The 19596-nt window shown below is 63.7% G+C and carries 18 protein-coding genes; 15 read left to right on the plus strand and 3 right to left on the minus strand.

Features of this window, described 5'->3' with window-relative positions:
* Window positions 1-16 precede the first annotated feature (16 nt).
* From HOY34_RS00410 to lexA, 7 genes are all read left to right on the plus strand, one after another.
* Entirely contained in the window at window positions 17-604 is a 588-nt protein-coding gene (locus HOY34_RS00410; RefSeq protein WP_172359342.1) for an anthranilate synthase component II, read from the plus strand.
* Window positions 601-1614, plus strand: a complete 1014-nt coding sequence (gene trpD, locus HOY34_RS00415) for an anthranilate phosphoribosyltransferase (protein ID WP_172359343.1) — start codon at window positions 601-603, stop codon at window positions 1612-1614. The genes HOY34_RS00410 and trpD overlap by 4 nt, the downstream gene beginning before the upstream one ends.
* Entirely contained in the window at window positions 1607-2275 is a 669-nt protein-coding gene (locus HOY34_RS00420) for a uracil-DNA glycosylase (protein ID WP_172359344.1), read from the plus strand. Before trpD ends, HOY34_RS00420 begins: the two co-directional genes overlap by 8 nt.
* A gap of 163 nt (window positions 2276-2438) precedes the next feature.
* Window positions 2439-3254 carry an indole-3-glycerol phosphate synthase TrpC gene (gene trpC / locus HOY34_RS00425; RefSeq protein WP_366926895.1) on the plus strand — a complete coding sequence of 272 codons (816 nt, stop codon included), beginning with the start codon at window positions 2439-2441 and terminating at the stop codon, window positions 3252-3254.
* A 10-nt stretch (window positions 3255-3264) separates the two neighbouring features.
* The gene (gene moaC / locus HOY34_RS00430) at window positions 3265-3747 is read left to right on the plus strand and encodes a cyclic pyranopterin monophosphate synthase MoaC (RefSeq protein WP_172359346.1); all 483 of its coding nucleotides are present in this window, start codon (window positions 3265-3267) and stop codon (window positions 3745-3747) included.
* Between the two features lie 56 nt (window positions 3748-3803).
* Window positions 3804-4970, plus strand: coding sequence for a molybdopterin molybdotransferase MoeA (locus HOY34_RS00435; protein WP_172359630.1), 1167 nt, complete (start codon window positions 3804-3806; stop codon window positions 4968-4970).
* Window positions 4971-5107: 137 nt separating this feature from the next.
* On the plus strand, window positions 5108-5839 hold the full coding sequence (lexA, locus tag HOY34_RS00440) for a transcriptional repressor LexA (RefSeq protein WP_172359347.1): 732 nt from the start codon (window positions 5108-5110) through the stop codon (window positions 5837-5839).
* 147 nt (window positions 5840-5986) lie between these two features.
* On the opposite strand, the gene HOY34_RS00445 is transcribed toward lexA, so the two are convergent.
* Complete coding sequence (locus tag HOY34_RS00445) at window positions 5987-8218, minus strand: ComEC/Rec2 family competence protein (protein WP_172359348.1); 2232 nt, start codon at window positions 8216-8218, stop codon at window positions 5987-5989.
* 153 nt (window positions 8219-8371) lie between these two features.
* On the opposite strand from HOY34_RS00445, the gene gltX reads away from it, so the two are divergent.
* Both gltX and HOY34_RS00455 read left to right on the plus strand, forming a co-directional pair.
* Window positions 8372-9790 (plus strand): glutamate--tRNA ligase, encoded by a 1419-nt coding sequence (gene gltX, locus HOY34_RS00450; protein ID WP_172359349.1) that lies wholly within the window; start codon window positions 8372-8374, stop codon window positions 9788-9790.
* Window positions 9791-9892: 102 nt separating this feature from the next.
* A complete protein-coding gene (locus HOY34_RS00455; protein WP_172359350.1) occupies window positions 9893-11182 on the plus strand; it encodes a citrate synthase in 1290 nt (429 codons plus the stop codon).
* A gap of 325 nt (window positions 11183-11507) precedes the next feature.
* On the opposite strand, the gene HOY34_RS00460 is transcribed toward HOY34_RS00455, so the two are convergent.
* The gene (locus HOY34_RS00460; RefSeq protein WP_172359351.1) at window positions 11508-11864 is read right to left on the minus strand and encodes a helix-turn-helix domain-containing protein; all 357 of its coding nucleotides are present in this window, start codon (window positions 11862-11864) and stop codon (window positions 11508-11510) included.
* Between the two features lie 468 nt (window positions 11865-12332).
* On the opposite strand from HOY34_RS00460, the gene HOY34_RS00465 reads away from it, so the two are divergent.
* Window positions 12333-13310 carry an NADPH:quinone oxidoreductase family protein gene (locus HOY34_RS00465; RefSeq protein WP_172359352.1) on the plus strand — a complete coding sequence of 326 codons (978 nt, stop codon included), beginning with the start codon at window positions 12333-12335 and terminating at the stop codon, window positions 13308-13310.
* 15 nt (window positions 13311-13325) lie between these two features.
* On the opposite strand, the gene HOY34_RS00470 is transcribed toward HOY34_RS00465, so the two are convergent.
* Window positions 13326-14198, minus strand: coding sequence for a LysR family transcriptional regulator (locus tag HOY34_RS00470; RefSeq protein WP_172359353.1), 873 nt, complete (start codon window positions 14196-14198; stop codon window positions 13326-13328).
* 143 nt (window positions 14199-14341) lie between these two features.
* On the opposite strand from HOY34_RS00470, the gene HOY34_RS00475 reads away from it, so the two are divergent.
* From HOY34_RS00475 to tmk, 5 genes are all read left to right on the plus strand, one after another.
* On the plus strand, window positions 14342-14578 hold the full coding sequence (locus HOY34_RS00475; protein ID WP_172359354.1) for a DUF1127 domain-containing protein: 237 nt from the start codon (window positions 14342-14344) through the stop codon (window positions 14576-14578).
* A gap of 484 nt (window positions 14579-15062) precedes the next feature.
* Window positions 15063-15839, plus strand: a complete 777-nt coding sequence (locus tag HOY34_RS00480; protein ID WP_172359355.1) for a Bax inhibitor-1/YccA family protein — start codon at window positions 15063-15065, stop codon at window positions 15837-15839.
* A 585-nt stretch (window positions 15840-16424) separates the two neighbouring features.
* Window positions 16425-17702: an SPOR domain-containing protein gene (locus HOY34_RS00485; RefSeq protein ID WP_253944105.1), complete on the plus strand. Its 1278-nt coding sequence runs from the start codon at window positions 16425-16427 to the stop codon at window positions 17700-17702.
* Window positions 17703-17712: 10 nt separating this feature from the next.
* Window positions 17713-18897 (plus strand): D-alanyl-D-alanine carboxypeptidase family protein, encoded by a 1185-nt coding sequence (locus HOY34_RS00490; RefSeq protein WP_172359356.1) that lies wholly within the window; start codon window positions 17713-17715, stop codon window positions 18895-18897.
* Window positions 18878-19522 carry a dTMP kinase gene (gene tmk, locus HOY34_RS00495; RefSeq protein WP_172359357.1) on the plus strand — a complete coding sequence of 215 codons (645 nt, stop codon included), beginning with the start codon at window positions 18878-18880 and terminating at the stop codon, window positions 19520-19522. Before HOY34_RS00490 ends, tmk begins: the two co-directional genes overlap by 20 nt.
* Window positions 19523-19596: the final 74 nt, after the last annotated feature.

A 19596-nucleotide genomic window follows, 5' to 3' on the forward strand; every position in this document is an offset into this window, starting at 1 on the left:
GAGGGTGAGACAGACGATGCTGCTTCTGATCGACAATTACGACAGTTTCACCTGGAACCTCGTGCATTACTTCGGCGAGCTGGGGGCCGATGTGGTGGTCAAACGCAATGACGCGCTTGAGGTCCAGGAGGCGCTGGCCATGCGCCCCGAGGCGATCATCCTTTCACCCGGCCCCTGCGATCCGGCCCAAGCCGGGATCTGCCTGCCGCTGACCCGCGCCGCCTATGAAGCCGATGTGCCACTGATGGGCGTCTGCCTTGGCCATCAGACCATCGGCGAGGCCTTTGGCGGCCATGTGATCCGCGCCCATGAGATCGTCCATGGCAAGATGGGCACCATGCATCACGCCGGGATCGGCATGTTCCGCGGCCTGCCCTCCCCCTTTGAGGCCACGCGCTACCACTCGCTGATCGTCGAGCGCGAGACCCTGCCCGACTGCCTTGAGGTCACCGCCTGGCTGGAGGATGGCACCATCATGGGCCTGCGCCACCGCGAGAAGCTGATCGAGGGCGTGCAGTTCCACCCCGAAAGCATCGCCTCGGAACACGGGCACCGGCTTTTGGCGAATTTCCTTGAAGAAGCAGGCGTTAAGGTCACGGCATGAGCGACGTTCTGAAACCGCTGATCGGCATTGCCGCCAGCCGCCCCCTGACCCGCGCCGAGGCTGAGGCCGCCTTCAACGCGCTGTTTGAGGGCTTGGCCACCCCCGCCCAGATGGGCGGCTTTCTGATGGCGCTGCGCACCCGTGGCGAGACGGTCGATGAATATGCCGCCGCCAGCGCGGTGATGCGCGCGAAAAGCCATAAGGTCCGCGCCCCCGAGGGGGCGATGGACATCGTCGGCACCGGCGGTGATGGCAAGGGCACGCTGAACATCTCGACCGCCACCGCCTTTGTGGTTGCAGGCGCGGGTGTCGCGGTCGCCAAACACGGCAATCGCAATCTCAGCTCGAAATCCGGGGCGGCGGATGCGCTGACCGAGCTGGGGCTGAACGTAATGATCGGCCCCGAGCTGGTCGAGAAATGCCTGGCCGAGGCCGGGATCGGCTTTATGATGGCGCCGATGCACCACCCGGCGATGCGCCATGTCGGGCCAGTGCGGGCCGAACTGGGCACCCGCACCATTTTCAACATCCTTGGGCCGCTGACCAATCCGGCCGGGGTGCGTTATCAGCTGACGGGCGCCTTCAGCGCCGATCTGCTGCGCCCGATGGCCGAGACGCTGCGCACCCTTGGCACGATCAGCGCCTGGCTGGTTCACGGCGGCGATGGCACCGATGAGCTGTCGATTGCCGCGCCCAGCCAGGTTGCCGCGCTGGAAAACGGTGAGATCCGCGAATTTACCGTCCACCCCGAGGACGCAGGCCTGCCCTATCACCCGTTTGAGAAGATCATGGGCGGCAATCCGGCCGAGAATGCAGCTGCTTTGCGGGCGCTGCTGGATGGCGAAACCGGGGCCTACCGCGATGCGGTGCTGCTGAATTCCAGCGCGGCGCTGGTGGTGGCGCAAAAGGCGGCCGATCTGAAAGAGGGTGTCGCCCTGGCCCGCGCCTCAATCGACAGCGGCGCGGCAAAGGCAAAGCTTGAAGCCCTGGTCCGGGTCTCGAATGGCTGAGACTGCCCTGGCCGGGGTCAGGCCAGAGATCCCTGCCTCCTGGGCGGATCTGCCGTTCTTTCGCGATCACTGGCCCGCGCTGTGGGAAAGGCTGGCCGCCACGCCCGGCTGGCAGCCAGCGGCTGAGAATATCTTTCGCGCCCTGACGCTGACACCGCGCCAAAGCGTGCGGGTGGTGATCCTGGGCCAGGACCCCTATCCCACAGCGGGCCGCGCCCAGGGGCTGGCCTTTTCCTTCCCCCCCGGCGTGCCCCCGCGCGATTCCCTGAAAAACATCCTGGCCGAGCTGGCCTCAGATACCGGGCAAAGCAAATCCGACGGCGATCTGGCGGGCTGGGCGCGGCAGGGCGTGTTGCTTTTGAACACAACGCTGACCGTGCCTCTGGGCCAGGCCTACGGCCATAAGGGCTGGGGATGGCAGCATCTGACCGGGCAGATTTTGCAGGCCACCGCCCAGGACGGGCCACGCGCTTTCCTGCTTTGGGGTGCGCCTGCACAAAAGCTTTGCGCAAAGCTGCCGCGCGACGGGCATCTTTTTCTGGAAAGCGCCCATCCCTCGCCCCTTTCGGCCTATCGCGGCTTTTTCGGATCCCGCCCCTTCAGCCAGACCAATGCCTGGCTGGAAGCCCAGGGCCAGCCACAGATCGACTGGCAGGCGTGACGGCTTTCCTTCACGCTTTCGTCACGTTACACATTGCCTGAACCGTCAGTTTTTCTGGCACAGCCATGCAGCGCCCCTGGACCCGACCCACCCGGGACCAAAGGCATCAGACCCGCGACCGGAGGCCCTCCCCGTGACCACATCGCCCGTGCCCACATCGCCCGTGACCGTGCTCGATCGCATCAAGGCCTATAAGCTGGAAGAGATCGCCGCCCGCAAACTTGAACGCCCCCAGGCCGAGATTGAGGACGCTGCCCGCCAGGCCCCTGCGCCGCGCGGGTTTGCTGCGGCCCTGCAGGCGGCGGCGACCAATGGCTATGGCCTGATTGCCGAGATCAAGAAAGCCAGCCCCTCCAAAGGGTTGATCCGCCCCGATTTCGATCCGCCCGCCCTGGCGCGCGCCTATGAGGAAGGCGGCGCGACCTGTCTTTCGGTGCTGACCGATGCGCCCTCTTTCCAGGGCGCGGATGCCTTTCTGACCGAGGCCCATGACGCGGTGAAACTGCCCTGCCTGCGCAAGGATTTCATCTATGACCCCTGGCAGATCGCGGAATCGCGGGCGCTGAAGGCCGATTGCATCCTGCTGATCATGGCCTCTTTGTCCGACGAACAGGCCAAAGAACTGGAAGCCGCCGCCTTTGAATGGAAGATGGACGTGCTGATCGAGGTCCATGACGAGGCCGAACTGGAACGCGCCCAGCATCTGAAATCGCCGCTGATCGGCATCAACAACCGCAATCTGCATACCTTTGAGGTCACCCTCGATACCACGCGCAGGCTGGCGCGGCGGGTGCCCGAGGATCGGCTGATCGTCGCGGAAAGCGGCCTGCACACGCCCGAGGACCTGGCCGATCTGGCCCGTTTCGGAGCGCGTTGCTATCTGATCGGTGAAAGCCTGATGCGCCAGGACGATGTGACCGCCGCCACCCGCGCCATCCTTACCCGCCCGGCAACTGCCCAGGGCGGCATGCCGCTGTGAGGTAAGAGAGATGTCGGGACCGCTCAGCCATTTTGACGCCCGGGGCAATGCCCATATGGTCGATGTCTCGGAAAAGCCGGTGACCTCGCGGATCGCGCTGGCCGAGGGCTGGGTGCTGATGGAACCCGCGACGCTTTCGCTGGTCACCTCGGGCGGGGCGGCCAAGGGCGATGTGCTGGGCACGGCGCGGCTGGCGGGGATCATGGGGGCCAAACGCACCGCCGATCTGATCCCGCTGTGCCACCCGCTGCCGATCACCAAAGTCGCGCTGGAGCTGACGCCCGATGCCGCGAAATCGGGCATCCATATCACCGCGACCGTACGCACATCCGGCCAGACCGGCGTCGAGATGGAGGCGCTGACCGCCGTCTCTGTCGCCGCCCTGACCGTCTATGACATGCTGAAGGCTGCGGAAAAATCCATGCAGATCGAGGGGATACGCCTTTTACGCAAAGAAGGCGGCAAATCCGGCACCTATGAGGCCGGGGCATGAGCCGCCCTGCCGATACTGGCCGCGATAATGGTCCGGGCCCGCGCAATCCCGGTCCGCTGATGCCCGTCGAAGAGGCAATGGCGCGGCTTCTGGCGCTGGCCCCTGAACTGTCCACCGAAGAGGTGCCGCTGCAACAGGCTGCCGGCCGCTGGCTGGCCGAACCCGTCACCGCCGGGCGCGATCAGCCGCCCTTTGACGCCTCGGCGATGGATGGCTACGCGGTGGCCGCCGCCCCCGCCCCCGGTGACCGTTTTCGCATCATCGGCGAGGCGGGCGCGGGCCATGCCTTTACCGGCCCGATTGGTCAGGGCCAGGCCGTGCGCATCTTCACCGGCGCCCCGGTGCCCGATGGCGCGAAACATGTGGTGATCCAGGAAAACACCCGCGCCGAGGGCGATCATATCACCATCACCGACCGCGATTCCGGCGCGAATATCCGCCCGCGCGGCCAGGATTTCCGCATCGGGGCCCAGGTCGCACCGCGCCTGTTGAAACCCGTCGATCTGGCGCTGATCGCGGCGATGAATGTGCCGAAAGTGACGCTGCGCCGCCGCCCGGTTCTGGCCGTGATCTCTACCGGAGATGAGCTGGTCATGCCAGGCGAGGCCCCGCGCCCCGATCAGATCATCGCCTCAAACTCTTTTGCAATCAAAGCCCTGGCCGAGGAAGAAGGCGCTATCGCCCGTTTCCTTCCCATCGCCCGCGACCGCGAGGCCGATCTGCGCGCCGTCTTTGAAATGGCCCGCGACGCCGATGTGATCGTGACCTCGGGCGGCGCTTCGGTCGGCGATCACGACCTGGTTGCGCCTGTCGCCCAAAGCCTGGGGCTGACGGCGGGATTTTGGAAAATCGCGCTGCGGCCGGGCAAGCCGCTGATGGCGGGGCGGCTGTTCGACGCGGCCTTCCTTGGCCTGCCCGGAAACCCGGTATCGGCCCTGCTCTGCGCCGAGCTGTTTTTGCGCCCTCTTTTGCGCCATATGCAGGGCGATCCCGCCCCCCAGCCCCGCCAGAGGCTGGCACGTCTGGCGCAGGCTCTGCCCGCGAACGGCCCACGCGCCCATTATATGCGCGCCCGCGTCGGGGATGATGGCACGATCACCCCCTTCGATCGCCAGGACAGCGCCCTGATCTCAGTGCTCAGCGCCGCCAATGCGCTTTTGATCCGCCCGGTCGGCGATCACGCCCGCCAAAGCGGCGATCTGGTGCATTACATCCCGATCTGAGTCTTTCGCGTCACAAACCCCGGGCGTATTTCCGCGAATGTGTTCTGCAGACTTGACACAAACCGGGAACATCGTCAGAACATTACACCAACGAGGCCCGAACACATCACCGAACACCAAAGCTGAATGGAGAGAAGATGCTGACGCGGAAGCAGCTGGAGCTTTTGAACTTCATTCGTGATCGTCTGGATCGTGACGGGGTGCCACCCTCTTTTGACGAGATGAAAGAAGCGCTCGATCTGCGCTCGAAATCCGGCATTCACCGGCTGATTACCGCTTTGGAAGAGCGCGGGTTTATCCGTCGCCTCGCGCATCGCGCCCGGGCGCTGGAAATCATCCGCCTGCCCGAGGCGCTGGAGCGCCGGGCAGAGGCCGCGCCACCTGCCGCCCCCGCTGCCGCTGATGCGCCCGGCTTCTCGCCACGGGTGATCAAAGGGGATCGCAACACTCCCCCGCCCGAGGTCACGCCGCTGACACCCGTCCACGCGCTTGAATTGCCGGTCATGGGCCGCATCGCCGCCGGTGTGCCGATTGAGGCGATTGCCGAAGTCTCACATCATATCGCGGTGCCAGGCGCGATGCTTTCGGGGCGCGGCAACCACTATGCGCTTGAGGTTAAAGGCGATTCGATGATCGAGGCCGGGATCAATGACGGTGATATCGTCGTGATCCGCGAACAGGGCACCGCCGACAATGGCGATATCGTGGTCGCCCTGGTCGAGGACCAGGAGGCGACGCTGAAGCGCTATCGCCGCCGCGGCAATATGATCGCGCTGGAGGCGGCAAACCCTGCCTATGAAACCCGGATGATCCCGGATCATCTGGTGCGGGTTCAGGGCCGTCTTGTCGGCCTGATCCGCAGCTATTGAGCAATGATCAGGGCCGGATTTGGGGGCGACACCCCAGATCCGGCCTTTCGCCTGTCTGCAGGCCCGATTTCTGTGCGATAACAAAGGATCATCTGAGGTAATCGCTGTCGCAAAGGCCTGGGGCGGCGCGCTGTCCCCAAAGATTTCTTAGCGAATTTCAAAAATCTTTTCGGGCAGGCGCTTGCGCAGATCAGTCAGATCGCCCGCCCCGCCACTCCAGATCCGGTCAGGCCTGGCAGGCCGCAGAAGATAGCGCGGATGTGCCGCTGCTGGCTCGGCTTCTGGCAGCGGGAATACCGCAATCGCCCCGGTCTCTCGCAGGGTTTTCTGGTCAATCAGCGGGCAATTTGCGGGGATGTTTTCGGCCCGCGCCGCCAGGATCACCAGGTCATATTGCCTGCAGGCGGTATCCAGCTGCGCAATGCCCCGCTTTCCTGTCAGAACCACCCCCTGCATCCCCAGCAGCTGAAAGCTGCGCAGGGCGGCAGGCCCGTCAAAGCCCGGCCGCTTTGCGGCCTCGGCCTGGGGGGCCAGATCGCCATCGGCCTCCAACCAGTTCGAGGCGGAAAAACCGCCCGCCGTTGGCCCTGAAAGCGCCCTGCCCTCAGACCCCATCAGCCCAACCAGCCGCCCATCTGACGCGATGAGCAGCACCGGGCGCGCGGCAAAGGGCCAGGCCACCAGGCCCAGCACTATCACCAGTGCCCCCGCCAGCCGCGCCCGCCCAGGCCAGGCGATCAGCCACAGCCCGCCCAGGGTGATCAAAGGCAGCGCCAGCCAATGCGGCGCGGGGATCGCGGTGACCGAGCCCTCCATCTCGGCCACGCGGTAGGCGACCAGCAGGATCCATTCCGAGGCCTTGCCCATCACCCAAAGTGGCAGCGCCTGAAGCCCGACCGGGGCCAGCAAAAAGGCCAGCACCCCCATCGGCATGATCGCCACCCCCATCGCAGGCGCAGTCAGGATATTGGCCACCAGCCCGTAATCGGCAAAGCGGTTGAAATGCGCCGCCGCATAGGGCGCGGTCGCCAGCCCGCCGATCAGCGAGCTGGCCACGACCGTAATCACCACCACCGATATCCGCGAAAGGCTGCCGCGCTGCATCCGCGCATCCAGCGCCTGAAAGCCTGCGATCAGCGCCACCGTCGCCGCCATCGACATCTGAAACCCAGGCGCCAGCAGGCTTTCGGGTTTCAGCGCCAGCATCACGAAACCCGCAATCGCCGCCGTGCGGATCGTCATCGCCCGGCGATTGAACAGGATCGCCAGCAGCATCACCAATGTCATAACAAAGGCCCGCTCGGTCGCCACATTCGCGCCCGAGAGCTGCAGATAGAACCAGGCCACGAAGATCGAGACCAGGGCCGCGATCTTTTTCGCATTCACCCGCAGCGCCAGCCAGGGGATGCAGGCAATGCCGCCCCGGATCAGCGCAAAGACGAAAGCGGTAAGGCAGACAAGGTTCATCCCCGAGATCGCCAGAATATGCGCCAATGACGAATCGCGCAGCGCCTCAACCGTCGCCTGGCTGATGCCAGAGCGGTCGCCGGTCATCGCGCCCGAGGCAAAAGCCCCCGCCTCACCCGGAATATGGGCGCGGATCCCGGCGGAAAACCAGGCGCGCAGCCGCCCGATCCACTCTTCACCCGGCTCGGGCGGCTCAATCAGCACAACCGGCGTGCGGCTATAGCCCACGCCGCCCAGCTGCGCGAAATAGGCCATGCGGCGGAAATCAAAACCGCCAGGCTCGGCCGGGCCTTCGGGGGGCGACAGATGCGCGGTCATCATCACCCGCTCGCCCGGCGCGGGGGGATGGCCTATTGCATTTCCATGCAGCGAGACGCGCACGCGCAGGGGCGTTTTCGCCGGATCCATCCGCTCCAGCACCACCTGATCCAGCGTGATCCTCAACGCGTCAGAGGCGGAATTGTCGATCTCGACCACCCGCCCCTCTACCGCGCCGTAATAGCGAAAGCCTAAGACAGGCGCGTCCTGCAGATGCGCCCGGAGGCCTGCCAGCAGAAAGCCCAGCGACAGTGCCAGCAGCCCGGCGGCACAGGGCCGCCAGGGATACGGCAGGCTGATCTGCCCGATCCCGGCCAGCAGCATCAGCCCGAAAATCATCCCGTAAAGCGGCAGGCCAGGCTCTGAGCCAAGCGCGAACCAGATCCCGATGCCAGTGCCAAAAAGCCCCACCGCCAGCGCGAAGATATGGCCCCGCGCCTCTTCCAGCGCGATCAGCGGGCCGATGATCCCCAGGCGCCACAGCCTTAACGCCCAAAGCAGGGCCGCGTCAGACCAGCGCTGCCACCCGGCCCGGGGCGGCGCCTCTCCGAACGGCTCTGCCACCTCTGCGGTGGCAGCAATCTCGTCAGCCACCTTGCCCTTCCCCTCTCTGCACGGATAAATGCGCGGTGAAATCGCCCGTCCTCGCGATCCAGGTCGTGAAGGCATCTGCCGCGACTGTTCCAGATCCCTGCGCTGTTTCGGGACATTCTTGCCCGTTATGGTTTCCGAAAGGTTAATTCGATCATGCCCGCCGCCTCCACCACCCTGCCCGTCGTCACCCGTTTCGCGCCCTCGCCCACCGGCTATCTGCATATCGGCGGGGCCCGGACGGCGCTGTTCAACTGGCTTTATGCCCGTGGCCGGGGCGGCAAATTCCTGCTGCGCATCGAGGATACCGACCGCGAGCGTTCCACCCCCGAGGCGACGGCGGCCATTTTGCAGGGTCTGACCTGGCTGGGTCTGGACTGGGACGGCGATGTCGTCAGCCAGTTTGAACAAAAAGACCGCCATGCCGAGGTCGCGCGTGAGATGCTGGCCCGTGGCACCGCCTATAAGTGCTTCTCGACGCAGGAAGAAATCGCCGCCTTCAAAGAGGCGGAAAAGGCCCGTGGCGTCAGCTATCCGGTCTTTCACTCGCCCTGGCGCGACGCTGATCCGGCGACCTTCCCCGATGCGCCCTTTGCCATCCGCATGAAGGCCCCGCGCGAGGGCGAGACGGTGATCACCGATCAGGTCCAGGGCGATGTGGTGATCAAAAACGACACGCTCGACGACATGATCGTGTTACGTTCCGATGGCACGCCTACCTATATGCTGGCGGTGGTGGTGGATGATCATGATATGGGCGTGACCCATGTGATCCGGGGCGATGACCACTTGGTCAACGCGGCCCGTCAGCAGATGGTCTATGATGCGATGGGCTGGACGGTGCCTGTCTGGGCGCATATCCCGCTGATCCACGGGCCGGACGGGAAAAAGCTGTCCAAGCGCCATGGCGCGACGGGCCTCGAAGAATATCAGGCCATGGGCTACCCGGCATCGGGCATGCGCAACTATCTGACCCGTCTGGGCTGGGCGCATGGCGATATGGAGATCTTCACCAGCGCCGAGGCGATGGAGGTCTTTGATCTGAAGGGAATCGGGCGTGCGCCTGCCCGGCTGGATTTTAAGAAGTTGGAAAACACCTGCGGGCATCATATCGCCATGGCGGATGATGCCGCACTGCTGCATGAGATCACCGCCTATCTGCAGGCCGCAGAGAAGCCTGCGCTGACGCAAGGGCAGTCTGCGCTTTTGCTAAAGGCGATGTATTGCGTGAAGGACCGTGCGAAAACCCTGCCGGAACTGCTTGAAAAGGCTCACTTTGCGCTGATCTCGCGCCCGGTGGTGGCGGAAGAGAAAGCGGCGGCAAGCCTTGATGCGGTATCCCGTGGTATACTGAAATCATTGACGCCGCAGCTGCAAAATGTTAGCTGGACGAAGGAGGCGCTTGAGCCCATTCTGAACCAGGCCGCCGCCGATAACGGGATCGGATTCGGCAAGCTGGCCAGCCCTCTCCGGGCCGCATTGGCAGGACGGGCCGCGACTCCTTCGGTCTTTGACATGATGCTGGTCATCGGTCGGGACGAAACCATTGCGAGGCTCTCGGAGGCCGCAGCGTAAGCCTGCACCCACCCCCCCGAGCCCCGTCAGCGCCACAAGGCGCATCAGAAGCCATGAGGCCGCCACGCCGATGCGGGCGGCCTGCCATACGGGGGATTAGGTATGACTGACAGAAAAGCGACGCTGACGCTGGACGGTAAGGATTTCGACCTGCCGGTGCTGAAGCCGGTGCTGGGCCCGGATGTCCTGGACATTCGCAAGCTTTACGGCCAGGCCGATGTTTTCACCTATGACCCCGGTTTCACCTCGACCGCGTCCTGCGAAAGCGCCATCACCTATATCGACGGCGACAAGGGCGAGCTGCTCTATCGTGGCTATCCGATCGAGCAGCTGGCCGAGAAATCGACCCATCTCGAGACCTGTTTCCTGCTGATGTATGGCGAGCTGCCCACCGCAGACCAGCTGGCCGATTTCAACACCCGCGTGACCCGTCACACGATGGTGCACGAGCAGATGACGAACTTCTTCCGTGGCTTCCGCCGCGATGCCCACCCGATGGCGACCATGGTCGGCGTGGTCGGCGCAATGTCTGCTTTCTACCACGACAGCCTGGATATCACGGATGAATGGCACCGTGAGGTCGCCTCGATCCGCATGATCGCCAAACTGCCGACCATTGCCGCCATGGCCTATAAATACTCGATCGGTCAGCCGTTTGTTTATCCGAAGAACTCGCTCTCTTATGCCGGGAACTTCCTGCATATGTGCTTCTCGGTCCCGGCTGAGGAGTATGTCGTCAATCCGATCCTCGAAAAAGCGATGGACCGGATCATGATGCTGCACGCCGATCATGAGCAGAACGCCTCGACCTCGACCGTGCGTCTGGCGGGCTCTTCGGGCGCCAATCCCTTCGCCTGTATCGCCGCCGGCATCGCCTGCCTCTGGGGCCCGGCCCATGGTGGCGCGAACCAGGCCTGCCTGGAAATGCTGAAGGAAATCGGCACCGTTGACCGGATCCCGGAATTCATCGCCAAGGCGAAAGACAAGAACTCGGGCTTCCGCCTGATGGGCTTTGGCCACCGGGTCTATAAGAACTTCGACCCGCGCGCCAAGGTGATGAAGGAATCGGCTGACGAGGTGCTGGAGCTTCTGGGCGTTCACAACAACCCGCTGCTGCAGGTCGCCAAAGAGCTGGAGCGGATCGCGCTGGAAGACGAATATTTCGTCTCGAAAAAGCTTTACCCGAACGTCGACTTCTATTCGGGCATCATCCTCGAGGCGATGGGCTTCCCGACCTCGATGTTCACCCCGATCTTTGCGATTTCGCGCACCGTGGGCTGGATCTCGCAGTGGAAAGAGATGATCTCGGATCCGACCGGCAAGATCGGCCGGCCGCGCCAGCTTTACGTCGGCCCGGGCAAGCGCGACTATCTGGATCTGCGCGCGCGCTGAGCAGGTCAGACCGCCCTGGCGGGTCCGCATTGCGGGCCCCCGGGCGGATGCCCGCCAGACCAATCCCGGCCAAACCAATCCTGGCCAGACCGTCACGCAGCAGCGCGTCTCTGGCCGACACCGCCGGAAAGACCGTGCCATATAGGCTGTGCCAGAAAGACGGTCCCACAAAGGCGATGTCATAAAGAAAAAGGGCGGCCCATCCGGACCGCCCTTTTCCATTGCCCCCAAACGGATTTGGCATCGTCCACCGATGCAACGGGATCAAAACACCCGGCATCGGCAGGCCGTCACCTCACCGATACGTCGAAATCAGAACGTCAGATCAGGCCGCCGAAAGCACGCGGGCCAGGTCAAAAAGCCTGCGACGCTGCGCCTCGGGAATCGAGTAGTAAGAGCGAACCAGCTCCAGCGCCTCTTTATCGGCCATCATATCTGCCTGACCATTATGCGGGATATCGCCCTCAGCCAGCCCTTCAAAGAAGAACGAGATCTGCACGCCAAGCGCATCGGCAATGTCCCAAAGCCGCGATGCGCTGACGCGGTTCATCCCGGTTTCATACTTCTGAATTTGTTGAAATTTGATTCCAACCTTATCGGCAAGTTGCTGTTGGGTCATCCCAACCATCCAGCGGCGATGACGGATTCGCTTGCCAACATGGGCATCAACAGGGTGCTTCATTCTCTACTCCGTACAACTTCTACCAGTAACCAAAACCTGTGAAGTGGACACCCTTTATATGGGCTCCCTGAAATTACTATAAGCATAAAGCATGCCACGACCAAAGACTTTCGCAGATTTTTTCCTGATTGATCCGTTAACCAGGAAACCTGCCATAATTGTCAGGTTGAATTGGCCGGGCAAGCGATCAATCCGGCCAGCCTGGCCCCATCCACCCTTAGGTGTCCGGGGTGAATTGCCACTCGCCTCATGCGATACTTTCATTTTGAACATCATTTCGATATTATTCTCATATTGAGAATGCGGGCTATGACAGATGCCCGCGCCGGACGCCAGCCCTGCGCCGCTTCGGCCTGCCAGCCCCTGCCCCCGCATATTTCCCCCCATGGCCGCGGAAAATCATTTGCTTTCCTGTTCTTGAGCGGGAACTGTGTCGCGCAACATATCCGTCAAATTTCAGGGGTTCCGATGAAAGCCTGGCAGACCCTGGCAACAGGCACCCCAATCGCCCTTTGTGACATCCCCGCCCCCACCCCCGCAAAAGGCGAGGCGCTGGTGCGCATGTTCGCCGCAGGGCTGAATTTTGCCGATCTGCTGATGAACCAGGGCCGCTATCAGCTGCGCCACCCCCTGCCCCTGACCGGCGGGCTGGAGCTGGCGGGCGAGCTGGTCTCGCTTGGGCCTGAAACCCAGGGGCCGCCCCCGGGCAGCCGGGTTGCGGCGCTGGTCTCTGCCGGGGCCTTTGCCGAATATGTGCGGGTGCCGGTCCCGGCCCTGGTCCCGCTGCCGGACGGGATGGATTACCCGGTCGCCGCCGGCCTGCAGATCGCCTGGGGCACCTCGCATCTGGCGCTGGCGGGCAAGGCACGGCTGCAACCGGGCGAGACACTGTTCGTCACCGGCGCGGCTGGCGGGGTCGGGCTGACTGCGGTTGCCATCGGGCGCCTGCTGGGGGCACGGGTGATCGCCTCGGTGCGCGGCGCTGAAAAGGCCGCGATCGCCCGGGCGGCCGGGGCAGATCTGGTGATCGACAGCGAGACGCCCGATCTGAAATCCGTGCTGCGCGAGCTGGGCGGCATTGATGTGACCTATGACACGGTCGGCGGCCCGGGTTTCGACGCCGCCATGCGGGCCACGCGCCCCGGCGGGCGGATGCTGGCCATTGGCTTTGCGGGCGGGGATGTGCCTCAGGTGCCGCTGAACCAGCTGCTGGTGCGCAATATCACCGTGATCGGCTTCTGGTATGGCGGCTATGCCGATTTCGCCCCGCAAGAGCTGCAAGACAGCCTGACCCAGTTGCTGAACTGGTGGCAAGAGGGCCGGATCCAGCCGCTGATCTCGGAAAAGCTGCCCTTTGAGCGCCTGCCCGAGGGACTGGAAACCATTCGCAGCCGCCGGGCGACCGGCAAGCTGGTGCTGCTTGCGCCGGAAACTGCGGGGCTATGAGCCTGGCAGTCCCGGTCAGGCCGAAGCCGCGCCATAAGCCGCACGCAGCTCGGAGATCAGCATCGCCCCGACCTCACTGACGCGCGGCGAAGCGAAACCCTCGGCGGTATAAAGCGCAATCCTCGTGCGGCCCAGCTGCGGCAGCGTGTTCTCACCGCTGATCGGCTGGGTGCCATCTGGCAGCCCACCACCGATCCGCACGGTTACAGCCAGATCGGCCGCGACCGAGGCCTCGATCACCTGCTCGCTGTCGCCATCGACCGCCATCTCCCAGGGGATGCCCGCCTGATCCAGCGCCGCCTGCGCCAGAGGCCGGAACAGGCAGCTTTGCTTGAACCCAAGCCGCAGCGGCCGGCGCTGCCAGGCGCTGCCCTCAACCGCCCCGATCCACAGCAGCTGACGTTCATGCAGCACCTCGGCCTCTGGGTCGGGCCGCTCTTCGGTGGTCAGCATCAGATCCAGCTTTCCCGCCTCGAAATACTCTTTCAGATGCAGCGTATATGAAGAGACAAGGTTGATCCGCATCAGCGGGTAATTCTGGCTCAGCCGTTTCAGGATCGGCGGAATCGCCGGATAGACAATGTCATAGGGAACGCCCAGCCGGATCTCTCCCTCATATTGCCCATGGCCCAGCCGCGACAGGGCCTCGTCGTTCAGCTCAAGCATGCGGCGGCCGTAAGACAGGAGCATCTCGCCCTCAGGGGAAAGCAGCATCTTGCGCCCGGCCCGCAAAAACAGCTGCAGATCAAGCGCTTCTTCCAGCCGCCGGATCTGCATCGAGACCGCCGATTGCGTCAGAAAAAGACTGCCCGCCGCCCGCGTGACGCCGCCCAACTCGGCGACCATCACAAAAGACCGCAGGGCGGTCAGATCGAGGTTTCGCAGCATATCACAAATCCTGATGTATTTCCCGACAATCATTCATTTCCATTATGCAGGTTTATGCATCAGACATCAAGCGTGGCATCAGACAACGTGATGATCACAAGGAAACGCATCATTTTTTGAGATACACCCACAGGAGAGTTGCGATGTTTACCCGCTCTGCCCTTTTCCCCGCCAGGCTATGGCACGGCCTGCGACGGCAGCTTTCTTTGCGGCGGCTTGCGGCAAAATTCTCGATGCTGATTGCATTGCAGCGCAGCCGCAAAAAGCTGCGCAGACTAAGCGATGACAGCCTGCACGATATCGGCCTCAGCCGGGAAATCGCCGAGGCAGAAGCTGCACGCCAGATCTGGGATCCGCCTGCGCATTGGCGGCAAAGCTGAGCTCACAGCTGTGCAGCCAGCGCGGCAGACAAAACGCGCGTCGAACCCCGGCAGGACCACAAATCCACCTTTAGGATCAAAGCACGACAGCACGGATTCACCTGGGCACAAGGACGCGCACAACCACGCGCGTATCGACACGCCCCTCTCTGCGCGGCTTTTCTCTGGCGCGGCTTTGCGCCTGAGGCCTGGTGCCTGAGACCTGAGACCTGAGACCTGAGACCTGAGACCTGAGATCTGGCATCTGAAGGCTGGCATCTGAGGCGGGCGGCCGCCAAAAGCCCCGGACAACCAAAGGTAGCCAAAGCCAGGCCGCAACGATGGATAGCCGAAAAAATGCAATGCATTTGCTACCATAACGCGGATTTTAACGTGAAATCTGCCCGGAAATCCTTGAAATTTCGTGCCAGCTTTCCGATATTCGGGCAGTAAGGTGCGCCGGACCCCCCGGCGTTGCCCTTAGGGACAACATCGGAGGCTTATTATGGCTCAATATGATACGGTCGGCGGCGTAGGCGTTGGCGCCCGCGCTCAGATCGACGAGGGGCTTCGCGCCCATATGAACAAGGTCTACGGGCTTATGTCCGTGGCAATGCTGATTACTGCGGCTGTTGCCTGGGGCATCGCCGGCCTGACCACCACCACCGATCCGTCGCAGGCCGTCGCAGGTCTGCGCAATGGCGTCTATCTGACCAGCCTTGGCGAAACGCTTTACGCCTCGCCGCTGCGTTGGGTGCTGATGTTCCTGCCGCTGGTGATGGTTTTCGCCTTTGGCGCGCTGATCAACCGCCTGTCGGTCGCAGCGGCACAGCTGTTCTTCTACGTCTATGCAGCAGCCATGGGCCTGTCGCTGTCGTGGATCTTCATCGTTTTCACCGGCGGTTCGATCGCATCGACCTTCCTCGTGACCTCGATCGCCTTCCTGTCGCTGTCGCTTTACGGCTATGTGACCAAGCGCGATCTGTCGGGCATGGGCACCTTCCTGATGATGGGTCTTGTTGGCCTGATCGTCGCCATGGTGGTGAATATGTTCCTGCAATCCGAGGGTCTTGCTTTCGCAATCCCGGTGATCGGCGTGCTGATCTTCGCAGGCCTGACCGCCTATGACACGCAAAACATCAAGAACACCTACATCCAGCATGCGGTGGCAGGTGACCAGGAGTGGCTGGGCAAGGCCGCCATCATGGGCGCGCTGAACCTTTACCTGGACTTCATCAACCTGTTCATGTTCCTGCTGCAATTCCTCGGCAACCGCGAATAACGGTTTCCGCCTGATCTGAGACCATTGCCCCGCGGTGCTTTCCAGCCCGCGGGGCTTTTCGTTGAAATGGTGCTGCGGTCAAAATGTCTGCACGAAACAGGGCCGGGCTTCACCGATACCTCCTGATCGGGCGGGCGCTACAACCAGAGAGAGGGCAGCACATATGCCCTGGCGGCCATGCTGCCCGCCCCGACAGATCAGAAATTTCGGTAGATGCAAATCGATGGATGCAAAAGGGCAAGTTCCATCCATTTCCCCCATCGTCCCCCATCGTCCCTCGTCCTGCGGCAGGGCCGTCAGCGGCACCCTGCCCCTCGGGCGGGCGGGTTGCTTCGCTCCGCCGATCGTGAAGCAACAATCTGTCACGGGCCTTTCCATAGTTGCGCATTCTGACTATAGTGGCGGCAAGAAAAGGCAGGCAGTACAGCGCGACAATTCCCAGATCAGGCCACGGGTTCAGCGTAATTCAGGCGCGGCCCCGGCAGATCATATGCCCGGATGCGGGCGGGACAGATCAGCTGCAGGCCCTGGAAACAGTTTTATAACGCGGCAAACAGACCGTGAATGGCGTGAATGAGGGCGGAAATGAGCAGAGGTGATCAGCCGGTCGAAATGGGTTCTGTGCCCGCCCCCGGCTATTCAGCGTTCAGGGATCCTGCGGCGGTCGCAGCGGTCGGCGCAGGTCAGGACAAGCGGCGCACGGATGCAGCTGTCGCATCACACCGCACTGCGACAGGCCGCACTGCGACGGGCCGCACCGGGGCAGGCCGCGTCAGCGCGATGCTGCTGGCCGGTGTTGCGGCGCTCGCCCTCGCGGGATGTGAGCCCGGCACCGGGCCATTCGCCTCTTCGCCTTCCGGGGCTGCAGCCAGCGATGCCGCCGCAGGCAAGGCAGCCGCGCAGACCCGTCGCTCTACCCGGATTGTCGACCGCGATGTCGAGGCACCCCAAGTGTTTCAGGTCACCGAGGACGCGCTTTGGGATGGCCGCCCCTCGCTGGGCGGTGTCTGGGTGGCCTCGCCCGATGCCACCGACCCTGAGCGCGTGATCATGCGCAACCAGGCGAACGGCAAATTCGTGATCGGGGCGCTGTTCCGGCGCGAGCGCGACAATCCCGGCCCGAAGCTGCAGATCTCTTCGGATGCAGCCGAGGCGCTTGGCCTGCTGGCAGGCGCGCCGGGCAAGCTTTCGGTCACCGCATTGCGCCGCGAAGAGGCCCCCGAGGCCACACCAGAAACCCCGGTGCTGGACAGCAATGAGGCCCTGGCCGCGGCCCCTGCCGCAGCAGGCGCAGGTGCAGGCGTAGCGGCGGCCGTCAGCACAACCGCGCTCGACACGCCTGCAGCCGGTGCAACAGCCGATGCCAAAGGCAAGCCCGCAGCGGCAGGCGCTGCTGCGACCGCCACAGCGGCGGCGGCCGCACCTGACGCAAACGCACCGAAAAAGACCAAACGCCAGCTGCGCCGTGAGGCACGAGAGGCCGAGGCCGCCGCAAAGGCGCAGGCAAAAGCCCAGGCTGCAGCCAATGCCCAGGCCGCCGCAGCGGCCCCCTCTGGCCAGCCGGCCGCCGCAGCCACCGCCCCGGCGGTTGCAGCAATCGCCACCACGGCCCCTGCGGCCCCCGCCAGCCCAGCTGCAAAACCCGCCGCCCCGTCCGGGCGCTCGATCCAGATCGGCTTCTTCTCGCAAGAGGCCAATGCCACCCGCGCCCAGAGCCAGCTGTCCAAGGCCGGTGTCAGCGCCCAGGTGCGCAAGGAAAGCTCGCAGGGCAAAGATTACTGGTCGGTCTTTACCAAAGGTGACGCCGCCACCCTGAAGAAGATCAAATCGGCCGGCTTTGCCGATGCCTATATGATGAAATAGGAAAGTGACGATGGTTCTGAGACGGATTTCCGCCCGCCTGAAACTCGGCTTTGCGCTGGTTGTGATGACGCTGGCCCCGGCTCAGGCCTTTGAGACCCAGGCCCGTGCCGCCTGGGTCTATGACGTGACGACCCACACCGTTTTGCTGGACAAAAACGCGACCGAGGCGCTGCCACCGGCCTCTATGTCCAAGCTGATGACCATCAATATGATGTTCGAGGCGCTGAAATCGGGCCGGATGCAGCTGACGGATACCTTCTCGGTCTCAGAGAAGGCCTGGAAGATGGGCGGCTCGAAGATGTTCGTCAAACCGGGCGACCGCCCGACGATTGAGGAACTGCTGCACGGGATCATCATCAATTCCGGCAATGATGCCTGTGTGGTGGTGGCCGAGGGCATGGCCGGGACCGAAGAGGCTTTCGCACGGCTGATGACCGAACGCGCCCATGAGCTGGGCATGGCGAATTCGACATTCGCCAATGCCTCGGGCTGGCCCAATCCCGACCACCGCATGAGCGTGCAGGATCTGGGCATCCTGGCCGTGCGGCTGATCGAGGAGTTTCCTGAATATTATCCGATGTTTGGCATGACCGGCTTTGTCTATAAAGACCGCGTCCCCTCAAACAGTGAGAACCGCAATCCGCTGCTGCGCATCAAGGGCGGCGACTGGCAGGCCGATGGTCTGAAAACCGGCCATACCGAAGAGGCGGGCTACGGCCTTGTCGGCTCTGCGGTGAAAAATGACGGGCGGCGGGTGGTTTTCGTGATCACCGGCCTTCCCTCGGATGCGGCCCGCGCCCAGGAATCAGAGGCAATCGTGAACTGGGCATTCCGCCAGTTTGCCGCGAAAACCGTGGTTCGCCAGGGCATCCGCGTCGCCGAGGCCGAGGTTTTCATGGGCGAGGCTGCAACGGTTGGCCTGACCCCGGCGAAAGACCTGACGCTTTTGCTGCCGACCATGGGCCAGACCGCGATTGACGCCAATGTGGTCTACAAAGGCCCGATCCCCGCCCCCATCGAGGCGGGCCAGCAACTGGCCGAGCTGATCCTGCGCATCCCCGGCCTGCCCGAACACCGCGTGCCGCTGGTCGCCGAGACCCCGGTGCAAAAGGCCGGTTTCATGCGCCGCCTTTCGGTCACCTCGGGGATTTTGTGGAAAACCTATGTTGCGGGTGATGCCGCTCAGGCCAGCTGAGGCGGGTTTGGCGGGACTTTTCCTCTCATTTGAAGGGATCGACGGATCCGGCAAAAGCACCCAGGCCCGCCGCCTGGCTGAGGCTTTGCGCGCCGAGGGCCGCTCTGTCACCCTGACGCGCGAGCCTGGCGGATCGCCCGGGGCCGAGGAAATCCGCCGCCTCGTGCTGGAGGGCACGGCTGATCGCTGGTCAGCCGAGACCGAGATCCTGCTGTTCACCGCCGCGCGGCGCGACCATCTGGAAAAGACCATCCGCCCGGCGCTGGCGCGGGGTGATGTGGTGATCTGCGACCGCTTTGCCGATTCAACGCGGGTTTTCCAGGGCCTGACCCGCGGTGATCTGACCGCTACCGTCGACCGCCTGCATGATCTGATGATCGGCACCGAACCGGATCTGACGCTCCTGATCGATCTTGATCCCGCCGAGGGCCTTGCCCGCGCAACCTCCCGACAGGGCGCAGAGATGCGGTTCGAGGATATGGGCCTTGGCTTTCAGACCCGGGTGCGTGAGGGGTTTCTGGCGCTGGCGAAAAAGCACCAGCGCTTTCGCGTGATCAACGGGGCCGCCCCCCCCGACCAGGTCGCCGCCGCGATCCGCCAGACCATCGCCACCGCGCTGGCGTAAGGCTTGCGCATCGGGGCCCGGCGGGCGCATAAAGACCCACGCAAGACATGGGCCACCCCTTCCCCCACCCGCCC

It is taken from the genome of Pseudogemmobacter hezensis (genome assembly GCF_013155295.1).
Lineage (GTDB): Bacteria > Pseudomonadota > Alphaproteobacteria > Rhodobacterales > Rhodobacteraceae > Pseudogemmobacter > Pseudogemmobacter hezensis.

Excerpts from the sequence above, each read along its gene's own strand:
- HOY34_RS00410 (WP_172359342.1), top strand. The coding sequence starts at position 17 with ATGCTGCTTCTGATCGACAATTACGACAGTTTCACCTGGAACCTCGTG.
- trpD (WP_172359343.1), top strand. The coding sequence starts at position 601 with ATGAGCGACGTTCTGAAACCGCTGATCGGCATTGCCGCCAGCCGCCCC.
- HOY34_RS00420 (WP_172359344.1), top strand. The coding sequence starts at position 1,607 with ATGGCTGAGACTGCCCTGGCCGGGGTCAGGCCAGAGATCCCTGCCTCC.
- moaC (WP_172359346.1), top strand. The coding sequence starts at position 3,265 with ATGTCGGGACCGCTCAGCCATTTTGACGCCCGGGGCAATGCCCATATG.
- lexA (WP_172359347.1), top strand. The coding sequence starts at position 5,108 with ATGCTGACGCGGAAGCAGCTGGAGCTTTTGAACTTCATTCGTGATCGT.
- gltX (WP_172359349.1), top strand. The coding sequence starts at position 8,372 with ATGCCCGCCGCCTCCACCACCCTGCCCGTCGTCACCCGTTTCGCGCCC.
- HOY34_RS00455 (WP_172359350.1), top strand. The coding sequence starts at position 9,893 with ATGACTGACAGAAAAGCGACGCTGACGCTGGACGGTAAGGATTTCGAC.
- HOY34_RS00460 (WP_172359351.1), bottom strand. The coding sequence starts at position 11,864 with ATGAAGCACCCTGTTGATGCCCATGTTGGCAAGCGAATCCGTCATCGC.
- HOY34_RS00465 (WP_172359352.1), top strand. The coding sequence starts at position 12,333 with ATGAAAGCCTGGCAGACCCTGGCAACAGGCACCCCAATCGCCCTTTGT.
- HOY34_RS00470 (WP_172359353.1), bottom strand. The coding sequence starts at position 14,198 with ATGCTGCGAAACCTCGATCTGACCGCCCTGCGGTCTTTTGTGATGGTC.
- HOY34_RS00475 (WP_172359354.1), top strand. The coding sequence starts at position 14,342 with ATGTTTACCCGCTCTGCCCTTTTCCCCGCCAGGCTATGGCACGGCCTG.
- HOY34_RS00480 (WP_172359355.1), top strand. The coding sequence starts at position 15,063 with ATGGCTCAATATGATACGGTCGGCGGCGTAGGCGTTGGCGCCCGCGCT.
- HOY34_RS00485 (WP_253944105.1), top strand. The coding sequence starts at position 16,425 with ATGAGCAGAGGTGATCAGCCGGTCGAAATGGGTTCTGTGCCCGCCCCC.
- HOY34_RS00490 (WP_172359356.1), top strand. The coding sequence starts at position 17,713 with ATGGTTCTGAGACGGATTTCCGCCCGCCTGAAACTCGGCTTTGCGCTG.
- tmk (WP_172359357.1), top strand. The coding sequence starts at position 18,878 with ATGCCGCTCAGGCCAGCTGAGGCGGGTTTGGCGGGACTTTTCCTCTCA.